The organism is Flavobacterium jejuense, assembly GCF_006491595.2.
GTDB classification, from domain to species: domain Bacteria; phylum Bacteroidota; class Bacteroidia; order Flavobacteriales; family Flavobacteriaceae; genus Flavobacterium; species Flavobacterium jejuense.
The window spans coordinates 332608-352321 of record NZ_VEVQ02000002.1; the positions used below are offsets into that span (position 1 = coordinate 332608).

General features: G+C 30.3%; 11 protein-coding genes. 9 read left to right on the plus strand and 2 right to left on the minus strand.

Annotated elements, in window-relative coordinates; all coding sequences use genetic code 11:
- Positions 1–49: 49 nt before the first annotated feature.
- The 9 genes from FIA58_RS04205 to FIA58_RS04245 all read left to right on the plus strand — a co-directional run bounded on the left by FIA58_RS04205 (position 50) and on the right by FIA58_RS04245 (position 16799).
- A complete protein-coding gene (locus tag FIA58_RS04205; RefSeq protein ID WP_140960382.1) occupies positions 50–2272 on the plus strand; it encodes a TonB-dependent receptor in 2223 nt (740 codons plus the stop codon).
- A 30-nt stretch (positions 2273–2302) separates the two neighbouring features.
- On the plus strand, positions 2303–2956 hold the full coding sequence (locus FIA58_RS04210) for a TrmH family RNA methyltransferase (RefSeq protein WP_140960384.1): 654 nt from the start codon (positions 2303–2305) through the stop codon (positions 2954–2956).
- Between the two features lie 277 nt (positions 2957–3233).
- Entirely contained in the window at positions 3234–6929 is a 3696-nt protein-coding gene (locus FIA58_RS04215) for a two-component regulator propeller domain-containing protein (protein ID WP_140960387.1), read from the plus strand.
- Between the two features lie 166 nt (positions 6930–7095).
- Positions 7096–10173 carry a SusC/RagA family TonB-linked outer membrane protein gene (locus FIA58_RS04220; protein WP_140960389.1) on the plus strand — a complete coding sequence of 1026 codons (3078 nt, stop codon included), beginning with the start codon at positions 7096–7098 and terminating at the stop codon, positions 10171–10173.
- Between the two features lie 29 nt (positions 10174–10202).
- Positions 10203–11801 carry a RagB/SusD family nutrient uptake outer membrane protein gene (locus FIA58_RS04225; protein WP_140960391.1) on the plus strand — a complete coding sequence of 533 codons (1599 nt, stop codon included), beginning with the start codon at positions 10203–10205 and terminating at the stop codon, positions 11799–11801.
- Between the two features lie 84 nt (positions 11802–11885).
- Positions 11886–13688, plus strand: coding sequence for an alkaline phosphatase (locus tag FIA58_RS04230; RefSeq protein WP_140960393.1), 1803 nt, complete (start codon positions 11886–11888; stop codon positions 13686–13688).
- Between the two features lie 8 nt (positions 13689–13696).
- On the plus strand, positions 13697–15184 hold the full coding sequence (locus tag FIA58_RS04235) for a calcineurin-like phosphoesterase C-terminal domain-containing protein (RefSeq protein WP_140960395.1): 1488 nt from the start codon (positions 13697–13699) through the stop codon (positions 15182–15184).
- Between the two features lie 176 nt (positions 15185–15360).
- Positions 15361–15624 (plus strand): hypothetical protein, encoded by a 264-nt coding sequence (locus FIA58_RS04240; RefSeq protein ID WP_140960397.1) that lies wholly within the window; start codon positions 15361–15363, stop codon positions 15622–15624.
- A gap of 74 nt (positions 15625–15698) precedes the next feature.
- Positions 15699–16799, plus strand: coding sequence for a sulfatase-like hydrolase/transferase (locus tag FIA58_RS04245; protein WP_140960399.1), 1101 nt, complete (start codon positions 15699–15701; stop codon positions 16797–16799).
- 176 nt (positions 16800–16975) lie between these two features.
- Here FIA58_RS04245 and FIA58_RS04250 read toward each other — a convergent pair whose 3' ends face one another.
- Positions 16976–17749 (minus strand): carboxypeptidase-like regulatory domain-containing protein, encoded by a 774-nt coding sequence (locus FIA58_RS04250; RefSeq protein ID WP_140960401.1) that lies wholly within the window; start codon positions 17747–17749, stop codon positions 16976–16978.
- A gap of 89 nt (positions 17750–17838) precedes the next feature.
- Positions 17839–19689, minus strand: a complete 1851-nt coding sequence (locus tag FIA58_RS04255) for a DEAD/DEAH box helicase (protein WP_140960403.1) — start codon at positions 19687–19689, stop codon at positions 17839–17841.
- Positions 19690–19714: the final 25 nt, after the last annotated feature.

A 19714-nucleotide genomic window follows, 5' to 3' on the forward strand; every position in this document is an offset into this window, starting at 1 on the left:
AATCACACAAATTAAATACTTTTGCAAACTTTATTATTTTTATAAATCAATGAAATTATATTATTCAATACTAACTGTTTTTTTATTTGTAATAAATTCTTTTTCACAAGACATAAGTGGAAAAGTTACAGATATTTTTGGTAAACCAATTAACGATGTTTATGTATATAATGTGAATTCAGATTTGCATACTCATACAAATGAATTTGGTAATTTTAATTTATCTAAGGTTGCTATAGGTGAAACTTTAAAATTAACTAAATTAGGATATAAAACTGCTACAATTGAGATCACTTCTTTAGATTCAAAAGTGACTATTATATTAGAAGATGCAATTTTTCGTTTATCAGAAGTAATATTAAGTCCAACTATAAATATTAATTCAAATCTTACTAAAATTGATTTGTCCACTAATCCTGTTAATTCTTCGCAAGAAATATTGAGAAAAGTTCCTGGTTTATTTATAGGGCAACATGCAGGTGGAGGAAAAGCAGAACAATTATTTTTAAGGGGTTACGACATAGATCACGGAACTGATATTGCAATTTCTTCTGATGGAATTCCTGTTAATATGGCTTCTCATGCTCATGGTCAGGGTTATGCTGATTTGCATTTTATTATACCAGAAACTATTGATAAAATTGATTTTGGGAAAGGACCATACACAGCTTCAAAAGGTAATTTTGCAACAGCAGCTTATGTAAACTTTTCTTCTAAAGATAAATTAGAACAAAGTAAAGTTAGTTTAGAAGTTGGGCAATTCAATACTATTCGTACAGTAGGTTTATTTGATATATTGGGAAATCAAACAAAATCAAGTGCATATATAGCAACAGAGTATATTGTTACAGATGGTCCTTTTGAATCACCACAAAATTTTAATAGATTTAATTTATTTGGGAAATATACAACTGTTTTAGAAAACCAAAGTAAATTGAGTTTTATAGGCTCACATTTTAGTAGTAAATGGGATGCTTCTGGACAAATTCCAATGCGTTTAGTAAATGATGGAACTATCTCACGTTTTGGTTCAGTAGATGATACTGAAGGTGGTTTCACTTCACGAACAAACTTGTCAGCAGCTATTGATAAAATAATTGATGAGGATAGCTTCATTAAAACTAATCTGTTTTTTTCAAAATATGATTTTACACTGTTTTCTAATTTTACATTTTTCTTAGAAGATCCAATTAATGGAGACCAAATAAAGCAAAAAGAAGACAGAATGTTGTATGGCTTTAATTCGGAATACAATACTAGAAAAAACTTCGAAACTTTTAATTTAAAATTACAATCTGGAATAGGAGTAAAAGTAAATTCTAATAAAAATATAGAACTTTCTCATACTGTAAACAGAAATGAAGTCCTAAATTATATTCAATTAGGAGATATTGAAGAATCAGATTTCTTTGGATATATTAATACCGACTTTCAGTTTAATAAATTCACAATAAATCCAGCAATTCGATTGGAATATTTTAAATTTAATTACCAAGATAAGTTAAGTACAAATTATAAAACACTTTCAAACGATAAGGCGAAAATTTTACCAAAATTAAATTTTAGTTATGCACAAAATGAAAGAATAGTCTATTTCTTAAAAACGGGAATAGGTTTTCATTCAAATGATACTCGTGTAGTTTTACAACAAGATAAAGAAATTTTACCAAGTGTTTATGCAGCTGATTTAGGTATGATTTTAAAACCTAATCCTAATCTACTTATTAATACAGCTATATGGAGTTTGTTTTCAGATCAAGAGTTTGTATATGTTGGAGATGCAGGAGTTGTTGAACCATCAGGTAAATCAAGAAGACTAGGTGCTGATTTAGGTATTCGTTATCAGTTAAATGATTTTGTTTTTCTTGATTTTGACGCTAACTATGCTTTTGCGAGAAGTGTTGATGAACCAAATGGTGAAGATTATGTCCCATTAGCACCAAAATTAACTTCAGTAGGAGGAATTAGCATCCGTAATTATAAACGTTTTTCAGGAGGAATTCAATATCGATATTTAGGAGATAGACCTGCAAATGAAGACAACTCAGTAATTGCTGAAGGTTATTTTGTTACGGATATGAATTTAAATTATCAAGTATCAAGAAGTATTAATATTGGACTAATTATTCAAAATTTATTTGATACAAAATGGAACGAAACACAGTTCTTAACAGAATCACGTTTACAAAATGAAGCCCAAAGTGTCGAAGAAATACATTTTACACCAGGAACACCTTTTTTTACTAAAATAAAAGCAAGCTATAGTTTTTAATTTTCATTTGGTTTGCTAAATTTGACACCCATGAAGAATTTAGCATTATTAAACTATTTAGAAGGATTTATTTCTGAAAATAGAAAACAACGTTTTATTGATATTTTAACTAATAGAACCAAGCACTTTACAATTGCTGTTGAAGATGTTTACCAAATGCATAATACAAGTGCAGTGATGCGTAGTTGTGAAGTTTTTGGTATACAAGAATTAAATATAATTGAGCAAAAGTATAGTAAAACGATTGACAAGCAGATTGCCCTTGGTGCAGAAAAATGGGTAGATATTAACGAATTTAGTAGTAATAAATCCTGTATTGATACATTACGAAAAAAGGGGTATCAAATTATTGCTACAACTCCTCATAATGAGTCGTGTTTTTTACATGAATTTGATATTTCAAAGCCAACCGCTTTGTTCTTTGGTACCGAAAAAGAGGGTTTGTCTGAAGATGTTATGAATAATGCAGATGGTTATTTAAAAATTCCTATGGTAGGTTTTACAGAAAGTTTAAATATTTCAGTTTCTGCTGCTATTATTATTCAGGATTTAACCAATAGGCTTCGTAATTCTGATGTGAAATGGCAATTAAGTGAAGCTGAAATGATCGAAAAACGATTAGATTGGACTAGAAAAACGATTAAAGATATAGATTTTGTAGAAAGCCGTTTTTATGAATTATAATCCAATTTTCTTTTTTTAGGAGCACAAAAATTGTCCTTTGAAAGAAAATCACACCTGCTATTCACTAAATCTTTTCTTTTTTTGTTCAAAAAAGAAAAGGATACCGTTCCTATCAGGGCTACTTACTACGTTTCTATTTTCAAACTCCATTTTTTAGAAATTTAATTTAGGTTACTAATAGAAGTGTTTTAGTAGAATTTTGAATACTTTTCTTAACGATTATTTAAATCCTATTTAATACTTGTTTTTTAGATTAGCAATATTTTTGTACATTGCTATGAAACTAATCTTTTTTTTAAGTTTTTTGTCTTTTAATTTACTTTTAGGACAAAATATTAAGTTTAAACCTTTAACTACAAAAGAAGGTTTATCTAATAACTCAGTAAACGATTTAATAAGCGATGAATACGGTCGGTTATGGATTGCTTCTTGGGATGGGCTTAATGTATATGATGGTCATAAAATCACTAGTTTTAAACACCAACAAAATGACAGTTTAAGTATCGCTGGAAACGTAGTTAGAAAGTTTGTCAAAGATAAAAATAGTCAAATTTGGATGCTTACAGATAATAAAGCTATAAGCATTTATAAAGGAAATGCTATTTTTAAAAATTATTATTTTAATGAGCAACCTAAAGAAATTTTACTTTCCAAGAACGGTGATTTGGTCATCAAATTAAGAGACAAGTACTTTACTTATCAAAAAGAGAAGTTAATACCAATAGATGAAAGTCAATTACAGAGCTTAAATTCAATAAATACATTAGAAAATTATATTTTAAAAAAATATCCTAATCTAGTTATAAATGATATTCTCAAAGATAAAAATGGAAATATTTGGTATGCCACTCTAAAAGATGGTTTATACCTTATTCCAAATTCTACAGATAATGTTACTAACAATAATATAGAACATTACGTATACGATCAGTATTCTCCATACAGTTTTACAAGTAACGAAATCGTAAAATTATATCAAGACGATTTTGATAATATTTGGCTAGGTCATAAAGATGGAGGTGTAAGTATGGCTTATAAAGATTCTGAAAAAATTAAAACCATTATTCCTCATCCTATAAAATTTTCTCATTTACCTAATGAAGCTATAAGAGCCATTACTAAAGACAATGAAAGTAAAATTTGGTTAGGTTATTATACAAAAGGCTTGTTTTATTTTAGTAATACTACTAATTGTTATTTGCCTTATGTTATTTCAGAAGCAAAACAAAATAGTGATTTAAAACGTATTAGAAGTTTATTTACCGATTCAAGAGGAGAAATTTGGGTTGGTACTTATGGAGGTGTCATAAGAATTAATAAGCAAGGATACAAAATATATAATTCAGAAAGTATTGATTATTTTCCAGAGAATAGAAACTATTCGTTTGCAGAAGATGACCAAAATCATTTGTGGATTGCTTGTTGGGGAGGTTTGGCAAAGTTTGATTTAAAGAGAAATCAATTGGTTAGTTTTCCTCATCAAAATCAACTTACAAAATATCATATTCGTCATATTGAAGTTATAAACAATATAATTGCTATTGCTACAGAAAATAATGGCGTAATACTTTTTGATGTAAATAAAGGAGTTACTAAAATTATAACAGTTGCTAATGGTTTACTTGGAAATAGTATATTTAGTATTTATTACGATACACAAACTAAATATTATTGGATAGCTACATTAGGAGGTGTAAGTGTTTATGATTTAGAGAAAGGAATCATTAAGAATATTTCAGAATTAGAAGGGTTACCTAGTCATATGGTATATAGTTTATTGCTTAATGATAATAAGATTTGGATAAGTAGTACAAAAGGTATTGCATCAATAAACACATCAAATTATGAAGTAACACAACTTTCTCCTGATTTAGGATGGCAAAATGCCGAATTTTCAGAAGGAGCAGCTTATCAAGATCAAAAGGGAATACTCTATTTTGGAGGTATAAGTGGGTTAAGTTATTTTCAGCCTAATTTATTTAAAAAACAAGAAGAAGTACCTAATTTAAAGACAGTTGTTAATAATGATGAGAATTTTGATGATTATATCAAACTAAAATATCACAATAACGAATTAAAAATAAATATTACACCAGTAGGATTTGCTACTATTATGTCTCCTGTTTTTTATAAAATGGAAGGTTTGGATGAGTCTTGGAAAAGGTTGGAAAACCAAGAACTTTTTTACAGAAGTTTGCCTTCTGGAGAATACACTTTTTTTACTAAGATAGGAAATAATGATCGTACGATTAGTAAAGTTTTTAAACTTCAAATTGATAAGCCATTTTATGAAACCGTATTTTTTTATCTCATTTTACTAATGTTTTTTGCCATCATTATCATGGTAATAATTATTAGAAAAAATATTCTTTCAAAAAAACTGCAACAAAAATTAGAAGACAAAATACAAACTCGCACAGCTATAATAGAATCTCAAAAACAAGATTTAATTCATTTTAATAAAAATCTAGAAGAAAGGAATATCGAAATTCTTAAACAAAAAGAAACTTTACTAGCACTTCATTATCAATTAAAAAATCAGGATTTTGAAGTAGATAAGTTTAGAATGTTTGTGCTTTCTTCTTTTAAGCCCAAACTGTCTAAAATTCTTACTCAAATCCAACAACTAGATCAAGATTCGGTTAGAGATATTTTACAACAAGACACAATGAGTTTAGTGCAGTTAATATCTGAATGGGATTATTTAAACCAAATCAAAGATTTAGGAAATTTAAAACCCACACAGATTTTATTTAAGGGTTTAATAACTAATTTATATGAACAAGTTAACTCAGAAAGAATCAATGTAAAAACGACTTTTGGTTATCAAATTCATACCAAAACAGATTCTATTCAAATTGATGTTTTAAGGTTTCGATTATTATTTAAATATGTATTAAATGACATCCTGAAATATACTGAGGATAAAGATAAATTAATGGTGATTTGCGAACTGGTTTCTGATAAAATAATTATTCTTATTAAAGAAACTGGTAAATTATTAAAAGAACAATGGATAAATGTTCAAAAGTTCAGTCCATACTATAAAGCAGCTGAGACTTTAGTAAAAGATTTAGGAGGAGAATTAATTGTCGCTTTAGAAACTGATTTTCAACTGACTGTTAGTGTGCCTGTACTTTTACATACTTTAGAAACACCTTCGGGTAAAGTCATTTTAAAACACTTATACAATAGAGATGAAATAGAGGAAAACCTTCCTTTAGTTTTAGTCTTTTGCGAACTTGAAGATACAGACTTGGTTTACCAGATGTTGCAAAACAAAGAGTATCAATTACTTTTTGAACATGATGTGCAATCCATAGCTTCAGCTGTACAGCAATTGCCTTTGCATGCATTAATTATATACAATATTTCTTTTACTTTAGAAATAATTCAATTATTAAAAAAACAACGATTCCAACAATTTCCAACCATCTTTATTACTGAGCAAATAGATTTTGGATTACAAGAACAAGCGCTTGAAGCAGGTGTAAATACGGTAATACATCTTCCATCCAGTGTTAATTTTATTCATAAAAAAATTCATTCCTTACTTCGTCAATATCAGTCACAATATCAATCTAAAATTGAAGTGCTACATAAAAATATGGATAATAAACCCATTTTAAATTTAAATGAAAAATTAGTAAATAAAGCAATGGACATTGTAAAAGAACAATTAAGTAATCCTGATTTTAATGTGGATAAGTTAATAGGCATATTAGAAATTTCTCGTACGAAATGTTATCGTGTTTTTAAAGAAGTTATGGATCAATCTCCATCAGATGTAATTATAAGTCTTCGCTTGCAAAAAGCCGAGCAATTACTCGCTATTGCAAACTTAAATGTTTCTGAAATTAGTTTTGAATGTGGTTTTAATGATCCTAAATATTTTAGTCGTTTATTCAAAAAGTATTATGGAGCTAGTCCTAAATCATTTCAAAAACGTTTTAGCAAAGCAAACTTTCTTTAAGCCCAGATTATCCTAATGTTTCCTTAATATTACTGAAACAAAAATGCATAAAATATGTGCTTTTTAGCATTTAAAAAGTATCAAAAGTACACCTTTAAGAAACAATAGTCTCCCTTATTAGATTTAGTTCGGCATAGTTTAGCATCAAATTTAAAATGTTAAATAAATGAAAAAAATCAACTTAATTATTGTGATTTGTATCTTTAATATTTTTGGAGCTTTGGCTCAAACAAAAGTAAAAGGTATTGTTGTTTCAAAAGCTGACGGTTTTCCTATTGCAAGTGCTACTATTATTCCTAATGGAAAAGTAATAAAAGGAGCTTCAACTGATTTTGATGGAAAGTTTGAGTTAGACTTATCTTTAGAAAACGGGACAATTAAAATAACTTATTTAGGTTATAAAGAATTAGTAGTTTCTTATTCTGGCAATCAAACTTTAAATATTGTTTTAGAAGAAGAGACTAATTCTCTGGAAGAGGTCGTTTTAATTGGTTATGGATCTTCTAAAAAGGGAGATATTACAACTGCTATATCAAAAATAGAAGATATAAAATCAATAGCTTCAAGACCTGTTAATAATACAGCTGATTTTTTGCAAGGTAGATCTCCTGGTGTTACTGTATTGTCAGAAGGAGGAGATCCTAATGCAACTCCTAAAATAGTAATTAGAGGTATTGGTTCACTTTCATCAAATGAAGCTCCTTTGACGGTTGTTGATGGTGTACCTTATTATGGACCAGCGATAAACCCAAATGATATAGCTTCAATATCAATATTAAAAGATGCTGCTTCTGCTTCTATCTATGGGGCTCAAGCTGCTTCTGGAGTTATTGTTATTGAAACAAAGAAAGGAAGAATAGGAAAACCACAAATTAGTTTTGATAGCTTTACTGCTTTTCAAACAGCAACTAATTTACCTACACCTTTAAATGCACAACAACAAAATGACGTTTATAATCTTGCGGCTGATAATGGTGGAACTCCAAGACAAGACACATTTAATTCAGCTGTAAATACTTGGGGGCAAACAACAAGAACGAATTGGATTGATGAAGTATTTAGAACTGCTCCAATGTACAATGGGAATTTAAATATTAGTGGTGCAACAGATCATGTGAACTACATGACTTCTTTTGGATACAATAAAAAAGAAGGCGTTTTGATAGGAAATAATTTTGAAAGATATTCTTTCCGTGTAAAAACAGATGTAAAATTAACAGATAAGGTTACTGTTGGGGAAAATGTTTATTTTTCAAGAAGTGCTGCAAATGGTTTTGCTGAAACTTCAGGAAATACACAAGGTGTAATAACAAATGCAATGCAATTTCCTTCTGCAGCTCCAGTTTATGATTCAGATGGAAATTTTAGTGGTACTGTTCCTAGTGATAGACCAGATTTATTAACATATGCTGGTGCTTATGGTGATATATATAATCCTGTTGCTTTGTTAATAAGACCTACTACAGCTAGCCCAACTTCATATTTAAAAGCCAATACTTTTTTAAAATATAATATAATAGAGGGGTTAAACTTTACTACTACTTATTCTTATGGTTTAACAAATGAAAACTACAAACGATTTAAACCAAGAATACCAGAAATAGGAAGAACCAATACACAAAATTCTTTAACACAATCTAATGCAACTACTAATAGATGGATCTGGGATAATCAATTATCATATGTAAAATCATTTGGAAATCATAATATAAACGCTACGGCTATTTATTCAGCACAAAAAACTAATTATGAGTCATTTGGAGCAGTGGGTTATGATTTTGATAATGAAAGCAATTTCAATCAATATTTAGGAAATGCAAGTAATACTTCTCATGCTGCTGAACTTAGTTCATCTGTTTACAAAGATGCTTTAACTTCTGCTATTGGAAGAGTTATGTATAATTATAAAAATAAATACTTTTTAACAGGAAGTATCCGTAGAGATCAATCTTCTAGATTAGCAAAAGAAAATCAAGTAGGTTATTTCCCTTCGGTATCAGCTGGATGGTCAATTTCTGAAGAAGATTTTTTTAAGGTTGACAAAGTTAATAACTTAAAAATTAGAGCTTCTTGGGGGCAAATCGGTAATATTAATTCTGTAGGGTATTATTCTTTTGATGTGCCATTAGGTTCTAGACAGGTAATTATTAATAGTAATGGAGATTTAAATGCTCAAGGTATTTATTTGAGTCAGTTGTCTAATACTAATTTAACTTGGGAAACTTCAGAATCTTATGATTTAGGTTTAGATGCTACTCTTTTTGATCAAAAATTAGCATTGACAGTAGATTACTTTAAAAAGACAACAAAAGGAATGATCCTTCCTGGTTTAGAAGATAGTCATCAAGGTGCAGATGCTCCTTATGTTAACGCTGGTAAAGTAGATAATACTGGCTTAGAGTTTTCGGCTACCTATACAGATGCTATTGGTAAATTAAATTATAGTATTAGTGCTAACGCTTCAACACTAAAAAATAAATTAATAAACCTTGATGGTTATAATAATACTGGAATAGATTATGTAGCTCATAATGATAATTATAGAGATGTTTTATTACCATTTAGATCTCAAATAGGAGAACAATTATTTTCTAATTATTTAGTGCCTTATTTAGGTATTTTTCAATCACAAGCGGAAATAGATGCTTATACGAAAGATGGCAACTTAATTCAACCTAATGCTGTCCCTGGTGATTTTAAATTTGCAGATACTAATAATGATGGGAAAATAGACGTTAAAGACAAGAAAAGTATGGGAAGTTATTTGCCAAAAGTAACTTATAACTTTAGTCTTAATTTAGATTATAAAGGTTTTGATTTAGGTTTGATTTTTCAAGGCGTAGGTAAAGTAAATGTTTTTAATGCTTCAAAATATACCTTTTATAACGCTGGAAATGGAGGTTATAATTTAGAGAGTGGAGTTCTTAGTGCATGGACTCCTACGAATACGAATACAGATATTCCTAGAGTTTCTACAGCTGATCCTAATAATAACTTTCAAACGAATTCTTCTTGGTATTTGGAAAACGGTGCTTATTTAAGAGTTAAAAACATAACATTAGGATACACTCTTCCAGAAAATATTTTCCGTGGTACGAGTTTACGTTTATATATTTCTGCTGAAAATCTATTCGCTTTTACCAATTATTCTGGACTTAATCCTGAAGTAGGAGGTAGAGGATTAGACTTAGCTAAATATCCAGTACCAAGGGTTATTTCTACAGGATTATCTGTAAAACTATAAATTTTTTATAATATTAAAATCATAAAAAAATGAAAGCAAAAAATATTTTTAAAAGTGCAAGTATACTTATAATTCTAGTAATTACTTGCATATCTATAAGTTCTTGTAATGATGATTTTACTGATTTAGAGCCAATAGGTAGTTCTTCTTATGGTAATTTTTGGAAAACACAAGAAGATGCAGTTAAAGCCTCTAATGGTTTGTACTATTATATGCTAGATGAAGATATGTTTAGTAGAGGTTTTATGTGGTATATTAATGCTTCTGACGACATGATTACAGGACGTATAAAAGCTTATGCTGATAATACTAAAAACTTTATTTTAGACGGAAATGAAAGTGGTTTAAAATGGATGTATCCGCAAAGTTTTAAAATCATACGCAGAGCTAATGATATTTTATTAAAAGTACCATCTATGGATTTTGATCAGAATGTTAAAAATAGAATTTTAGGAGAAGCTTATTTTATGAGAGCTTTTCATTACCATTGGCTTGCTTATCATTATGGAGATGATAAAAGTGGAGGTATTCCTATTATTACGGTTGAAAATATGAACGATCCTGGAGGTAGTTTTACAAGACCAGCTAGCGTAGTTGAGAATTATAAGCAAATTATTGAAGATTTAAATAAAGCAGCTGATTTATTACCACTTGTTACTCAGTATGCAGATGAAGATAAAGGTCGTGCTAATAAAGATGCTGCATTAGCTTACATTGCAAAAACATATTTATATTGGGCACAATACGATAGTTCAAAATATGCTGATGCTGTTTTAGCCTGTGATGCAGTTACTAATTCAGGTTCTAGTAGATCTTTATTTAAAGTAGGAAATAATAATCCTTACGAAGATTATAGAAAATTACACAGTAATTTAAGCAATTGGAGTAGTGAATATATTTGGGGAGTTGATTCTGGTATCCAAGCAGGAAGTAAATTACCTGGAGTTATGTTAGAAAATAAAGGTTGGGGACTTTATAATGGTTGGGGATATTACCAACCAACTGAAGAATTATATGAAGAATTTGAAAATGGAGATCCTAGAAGAGAGGTTACTATTCTTAAATTTGGTGATGAGTTTCCTTATTTTGGAGTAACTAAAGAATATCAGTCTATTAATTCATTGTCTGGTTTTCAATTCAATAAGTACATGTATGAATATGCTGAAGAAGATTGTATTGGTAAAGATGTAAATTCTAATGGAGATTCACCTACTACAACATATAATGTGCCTATATTACGTTATGCTGAGGTTTTATTAATAAAAGCAGAAGCATTAATTATGCAAGGACAGAATGGTGATACACCTTTAAATTTGGTTAGAACTAGAGTTGGTTTAGCACCAAAAACAAATGCAACGATGACCGATTTAAAACATGAAAGACGAGTAGAATTAGCAGGAGAATTTGCAGATAGACATTTTGATTTGGTTCGTTGGGGAGATGCGCAAAGTGCATATAGCCAACCTTTACATGGTAGAATTCATTCAGATCGTTCAAATCCTAATTCACCTTATACTATAGAAGAAGTATGGCCTGCAAGAAATTTTGATCCTTCTTATATGAATGTATGGCCTATTCCTAATGATGTAATCAATTCATCAGGAATACCTCAAAATAAAAATTGGTAATTTTTTTCTCAGAGTGTTAGTTTTTTTTAAGGGAGCTATTTGTGGCTCCCTTTAACTACTTAGATTTAATCTTTCTTTAAAATCATGTCAAAAGTTTATAACGTTTTTTTATTTTTTTTATTTGCTAACTTAGTCGTTTCTCAAAACACAACCTATGTGCATTCTCATAACGATTACAGTCAAGCAGTTCCTTTTTGGAATGCGTTTTCTGCTGGAGCTAACTCTATAGAAGTGGATGTGTTTTTAAAAAACAATACACTTTACGCAACGCACAGCAAGGCCGATATTATTGAAGGTCGTACTATAGAAAATTTGTATTTAGAACCTTTGCAAAAAGTGGTTTCATTAAAGCTAGGAGACAATCAAAATATTCAATTGCTTATTGATGTAAAATCCGAAGCTTATAAAACGTTGGATAAGATTATTGAAATATTAAAAAAATATCCAGATTTAATTAAAAACAATAAAATAGGTTTTATTATTTCAGGGAATAGACCTAAGCCAGACGACTATAAAAATTATCCAGAATACATTACATTCGACTATCAAAGTTTAGATCCTATATCTGACGAGGCATGGGAAAAAGTAGCTCTTATAAGTTTAGATTTTGCACAATTTTCCTCTTGGAACGGCAAAGGACGATTAATAAAAGAAGAAAAAGAAAAAATTATAGCTGTTATTAAAACGGCTCACAGTTATAAAAAACCCTTTCGTTTTTCAAATAAGATGTTATTTCGTTTTTGGGGCACACCTGATTCAAAAACCGCTTGGAAATGTTTTGTAGACTTAGGAGTAGATTTTATATGCACCGACCATCCTTTTGCTTGTATTAATTATGTAAAAAGTTTACCTCAAAGAGTTTATACTAATCAAGTATTTTCAGAAGTATATACTCCTTCATTTCAGTATGATCAAAAGTCAAAACCAGTTAAAAATGTTATTTTACTTATTGGAGATGGGAATGGTTTGACACAACTTTCTTCTGCAACATTAGCCAATAAAGGTTCATTAACTATTACTCAATTAAAGAGTATAGGTTTTATAAAAACCCAATCAGCAGACGATTTTACAACTGATTCAGCAGCAGCAGGAACTGCATTAGCAACTGGACAGAAAACATACAACAGAGCTATTGGTGTTGATACTTATGGCAATCCATTAATAAATATTACAGAAATAGCTCAAAAAAATCATTTTAAAACAGGAATAATTACTACGGATGATGTTACTGGAGCAACACCTGCTGCTTTTTATGCACATCAAAAAGATAGGGGTGAAGAGTACAAAATAGCACAAGATTTATTAAAAAGTAATCTTAACCTATTTATTGGAGGCGGTAAAAATCAATTTAAAGATTTTGGGAATTTTGAAATCTTAGATTCACCAAAAATGATTAGTGAATCTAAAAGTAACAAAATAGGATTTTTTATGTCAGATAAAGCTGTGCTAGGAGTTTTAGAAGGAAGAGCAAATCTTTTAGCCGAGGTAACAGCAAATAGTTTGATCTATTTTAAAGCAAAAGAACAACCTTTCTTTTTAATGGTTGAAGGAGCGCAAATTGATAGTTATGGTCACATGAACAAGGTTAGCGGAATTGTAAGTGAAGGTATCGATTTTGATAAAGCAGTAACCGAAGCAATTAAATTTGCCGATGCTAATGAAGGTACTTTAGTCATCATTACAGCAGATCATGAAACCTCTGGGTTTAGCATTCCTCAAGGAGATCTAAAGAAACATCAAATAGAAGGTGGTTTTACTACTCAAGATCATACAGGTACACTAGTTCCTATTTTTGCCTATGGACCACATTCAGATGAATTCGCAGGTGTTTACGAAAACAATGAGGTCTTTCATAAAATACTTTCGATTTTAAAACTTTCAAAATAATAACGATTATGAACTATTTATTGTTTTTTACTCTAGCAATCAATTTTTTATGTACTGCACAGCCGAAAAATACAGTGAGAGGTAAAATTTTTGTAGATGCCAATAATAATCAAAAATGGGATATTGGAGAGCAAGGTTTATCTGCTATTTTGGTTTCCAATGGTAGAGATGTCGTTCTTAGTAATAAAGAGGGAATTTATGAAATAAAGAACATAAAGGGAAATTGCATATTTATTGTGAAACCAGCTCAATATTTATCTCCTCTAAAAGAAAATAGACCTCAGTTTTTTTACTCCAATACTGATGATAAAAAGACATCTTATGATTTTCCATTAGTAAAACATAATGAACCAGAGGATTTAAACATCGTTCTTTTAGGTGACCCTCAGGTTAATGTTATAGATGATGTTCATCATGTTAATAAATTGGTGACGGAAGAATTAGCAGGAAAAAAAATAGATTTTATAGTGCCCTTGGGTGATTTAACTTTTGATAATCATGATATGTTTAAACCTTTATCTTCAAGTTTGGGCTTAATTGGGGCACCTATTTTTAATGTTATGGGAAATCATGACCAAAATTATCAAGCTAATACTTTAAATGGGAGAGCTACCGATTATCAAAATTTTTTCGGACCTTCCTATTATGCTTTTGAATATGGTAAATCACTTTATTTAGTTTTAAATAATATTTATCCAAAAGAAGATAAAAATTATGTTGGAAAGATCGACGAAGACCAGTATCTATTTTTGAGTCAGATTTTGAAAATTATGAAAACAAAGCACAATACCCTTTATGTATTTATGCACATTCCTGCCGAAGAAATGGAAGATACGGAACAATTGATAAAATTATTTAAAGACTATAATAATGTTCTTGTAGCTACAGGTCATACGCATACTCAATATCAAAAAAGTTTTCCAAGAGAAGGTCTCCAAGATGTTAGAGAAATTGTAGCAGGTGCTGTGTGTGGCTCTTGGTGGCAAGGACCACACGATAGTGAAAATATTCCCTTTGCTTATATGTATGATGGAACCCCAAAAGTATATTGGTATTTGCAAACAAAAAACAACAAATTAACATATAAAGTCTCTGGAAGGTCACCAGACTTTCAGATGGATATTACAGTTCCAGAAATAAATGAATGGGATAAAGTCTTGAATGACTTAAACGAGCCTTATGTTTACGCTAATGTATTTGCCGCTAAAAATGATACCGATGTACAGATAAGTTTTGATGGAGAGCATTGGAAAAAGATGTATAAATATGATGGGATTGCTCCTAAATTAAAACAATTATATAGGCTTCAGGAATTAGGACGTTTTAGTTGTCAAAATAGTAGTGCCATGCCAAATCCTAAAACTGTAAGTACACATTTGTGGCGTTTTGGAATTCCAGAAAATTTACCTAAAAAAACATATTTAGTTCAAATTAAAGCAATCGACTCCTTGACTGGTTTAAATATTATTGGGAAACGGGTTTTAACCATAGAGTAAGATTCGTCTCTTATTTTAAACTCAATTTTGTTTTTGGAAGACCTAAAATTTTAACTTATGAAGTTTAGTTTCTATGGAATTAAGTTGATAATTATAAAGTCTTTACAACAGCGTGTGAAAAGTATGAAAGGAATAACAAGACAAGAACATGTCAAAAAGGAAAAACGATTAAAAATATGCCTAAACGCATGGAAGAAAGCGAACGCGAAACTAGAAAACTATTAAAGCTAGAAGAAAGAATTGAGCCCCAATATAAGGAATACCAAAAGCTTTTAGATAAACTTAGTATTTGTATCTACAATTATAAAGAATCGTGCGCAGCTGTTAGTAAGGTTTATAGACAATCGATGAGAAATCCAATTAAACTAACCGAGAAGGATTCTCGAGAGTTTGATAAAAAGGAGGATAGTAGTAAAGAGTTACTGCTAAGAGTGGTTTGAGAATTGAAATAGAAAAGTTTAAATGAACTTTCTTTTTTAAATTAAAAATAATTTAATATTAAAGAACAAATAAAATGAAGAAATTAACTGTACTAATGTTATGTGTTTTTAGCTATTTTGGAACTGTTGCACAACAAAAAAAAGCCGTGAAAAATCCAAAAATAGTTTTAATTACTTTAGATGGTTTTCGCTGGCAGGAATTGTTCTCTGGTGCAGATAGCCTACTTATTTCAGATAAAAAATATGTAGAAGATACTATTGGGCTAAAAGAAAAATTTTGGAGAAATATAGCTGTAGAGAGAAGAATTGCTCTGATGCCTTTTTTCTGGAATGAAGTGGCTAAAATGGGACAATTGCACGGAAATAGAAATCAAGGTAGTAATGTGAACCTAACCAATACGATGTGGTTCTCTTATCCAGGTTACAACGAGATTTTGACTGGTGCTGCTGATGACAAACACATCAATAGTAATGATAAATTAAATAATCCAAATGTTACGGTTTTAGAAAAAATAAATAAGCTTTCAAAATATAAAGGCAAGGTTGCTGCCTTTGGTAGTTGGGATGTTTTTCCTTTTATTATCAACGAATTACGTTCAGGGATACCTGTAAATGCGGGATTTGAGCTAGCTAAAGAAGGAAAGCTTTCTTCAAGAGAAGTCTTTTTAAATGAATTACAGCCTAAGATTCCTTCACCATGGGAAGCTGTTCGATTTGATGCTTTTACTTCTAATTATGCCTTAGAGTACATGAAAAAAGAACATCCAGAATTAGTTTTCATTTCTTACGGTGAAACAGATGATTTTGCTCATGATGGTAATTATCAGGCTTATTTAAATTCTGCTCATAATAGTGATGGTTTAATTCAGGAATTATGGAAATTTACTCAAGAGGATTCTTTTTATAAAGACAATACTATTTTTATTATTTCAACAGATCATGGACGAGGTACATTACCATTGGATCATTGGAGAGACCATGGTTCAGAAATAAAAGGATCTGATGAAGTTTGGTTAGTGGTTTTTGGTAATGGAATTGAAACATTAGGAGAGGTAACGAACAAAGAACAATTGTACAGTAATCAAATTGCACCGACTATATTACAGCTCCTTGTCCCTTCATCAAAAGATGATTTGATGAAAGGTAAACCAATAGAATTACTTTTAAAGTATTAGATTGCTTTACTTCTTTTAATTTGTAGTAATAAATCCGTTTATTGATCTCAGATTTACTAATTATTTTACTTTCACTTCTAATTACATTGTGTATAACTATTTCAGGACAAGGTATACTTATAAAAAAAATCAATACAAATCGTATTGATTTTTATTGATATCTATTAATAAGTAAATCATTTGTTTTTCTTCAAAATTTTATATTCTTCATAACAAGAACTAATGGCCTCTAGAATCTGTAAATCATTGGCAGACTTAATAAAATACTGTGAGTAATTACAGTTTTGAAGAATTAGTGGAATATCGTCTTTATCAATTTCTAAAAGAGCAGCTAAAGTTTCTCTGTCAAATTTAGTAGCAAGTAACTCTCTTATGGTGTCATCTTTTTTCATTTCTTTTAGCTTACGCATTTGTTTTGGTCGTTTACCAAAAGCGTTGTATAAGAAATCAGCTGGATTAAAAATAGCACCTAATACTTTTGTTACTGCACTTGGAGATTTGCTACCAGCTTCATAGCCAGCATCTAAGCCAGAAATACTATATCGGTAATCGCTTTCACTTACGGGTATAAGCTTAGTGTCTACCTCTACATAACCTGTTAAATTGTATTTTGAAATAATGACTTCTTCCAAGGCATATGCTTTTTCTGTAAGCGAAATTTTTGAGGTTTTATTTTTTATCCAGTCATTAGTTACTTTTACTTTAATTGTTTCAAAGCCTAGGTAAGAAAAAAGGAGCGTATCATTTGCTTTAGCGGCTAACTCAAAAAATCCATTACCATCAGTAATAGTTCCTCTAACTTTAGTAGTATTGATAACGTGAACATTATTCATAGGCAATTTGGTTTGACTATGAACAACAGTTCCTTGAATTTTTGTTACTAAAGTATCTGTTTGACCTATTGCAGAATGGGTCAAGAGTATAAATAAAAAGACTGTAAAATATCTCATGTGTTAAATATTGATTCAAAAATACGAATCAAAAAGAGATATTTTACAGTCTTTTAATTAATTTATAAGAAAATTAACGAATATGTTTGTTAACTTCTTCTAGATCGTTTTGCTTTGTCAAAGAATCCATTAGAATCACCACCTTCGTTTCTTCTTCCTCTTCTTTCACCATCACCAGATTTTCTAACTTCAAATTTACGATCGCCACCAGATCTTCTATCTTTGCCTCCTGAGCGTCCGTCTCTAGAACTTCTTTCACCTCTAAATCCTCCACCGCCTCCTGAGCGTCTTTCTCCACCACGACCATTGTGGTCTCTTCTTCTAGAGTTTCCACCACCACCTTCGTTTTTAGAAATTTCAACATTTATTTTTCTACCTTGTAGGCTAAATGCATTTAAAACTTCCATCACTTTTGGTGCTAATGAAGCATCTGTATTAAAGAAAGAGAATCCTTCTTTTACGTCTACTTTGAATACATCATCACGACCTAGGTCTAAAGTTTCTTTTAAGAAATCTTTTAATGTCATCCAATCGAAATTATCTCTAGAACCAATGTTTATGAAGAAACGTACAGCTCCATCTGTTGGAATTGTTCCAGACTCTCTTCTTGTTCCACCATCTGAAGATAAATCACTAGATTTTTTATAGTAATTAATGAAACGGTTAAACTCTACAGAAACCATTTTCTTAATTAATTCTTCTTTAGGTATGTCTTTTAAAACTTCTTCTATTGCAGGTAAGTAAGCATCAATTTCATGATCTACTTCTACATCTTTAATTCTATTTGCTAAATGGAATAATTGAATTTGACAAATTTCAATTCCAGATGGAATTGGTTTTTCTTCAAATTTCATTTTAATGATACGTTCAATCTGAGAAATTTTACGCAATTCACTTTTAGTGATAATAACTAATGAAGTACCAGATTTTCCTGCACGACCAGTTCTACCAGAACGGTGTGTATATGTTTCAACTTCATCTGGTAATTGATAATTGATAACGTGTGTAATATCATCAACATCAATTCCACGAGCAGCTACATCTGTAGCAACAAGCATTTGAATTTGTCTACCACGGAATGACTTCATTACTCCGTCACGTTGGGCTTGAGATAAATCTCCGTGTAGTGCAGCTGCACTATAACCATCTTCGATTAATTTTTCAGCTACAGCTTGCGTGTCTCTTTTTGTTCTACAAAAGATTACAGAAAAGATATCTGGATTTGCATCAGCTAAACGTTTTAATGCAGCATAACGATCACGAGCACTTACTAGATAAAATTCGTGAGAAACATTTTCGTTCCCAGAATTTTTATGACCAACAGTAATCTCTAATGGTTTTCTCATGAAATCCTTAGCAATACGAGCCACTTCTTGAGGCATTGTTGCAGAGAATAACCAAGTGCTTTTTTCTTTTGGTGTATCTGATAAAATTGCTGTAATGTCTTCATAGAATCCCATGTTTAACATTTCATCAGCTTCATCTAATATACAATAGTTGATGTTTTTAATATTAACCATATTACGGTTAATCATGTCTTGCATTCTCCCTGGAGTTGCAACAATAATTTGTGCGCCTCTTCTTATGTGACTAGCCTGTTCAGTAATACTAGCACCACCATAAATAGCGACAGTATTTAACCCTTTAATGTATTTAGAGTATAGTTTAATCTCATTTGTAATTTGAAGACATAACTCTCTTGTAGGCGATAAAATTAATGCCTGAGTATCTCTGTTTTCAGGATTAATTTTTTGAATAAGTGGAAAACCAAATGCAGCAGTTTTACCCGTTCCAGTTTGGGCTAATGCTACAATGTCGGTGTCTTTTTCCAATAATAGGGGAATCGCTTTTTCCTGTACTTCCGATGGACTTTCAAATCCAAGGTCCTTGATCGCGAGCAGAAGCGATTCGTTTAGACCTAATTGTTCAAATTTATTCATAAAATATTTTAAATTGGGTGCAAAG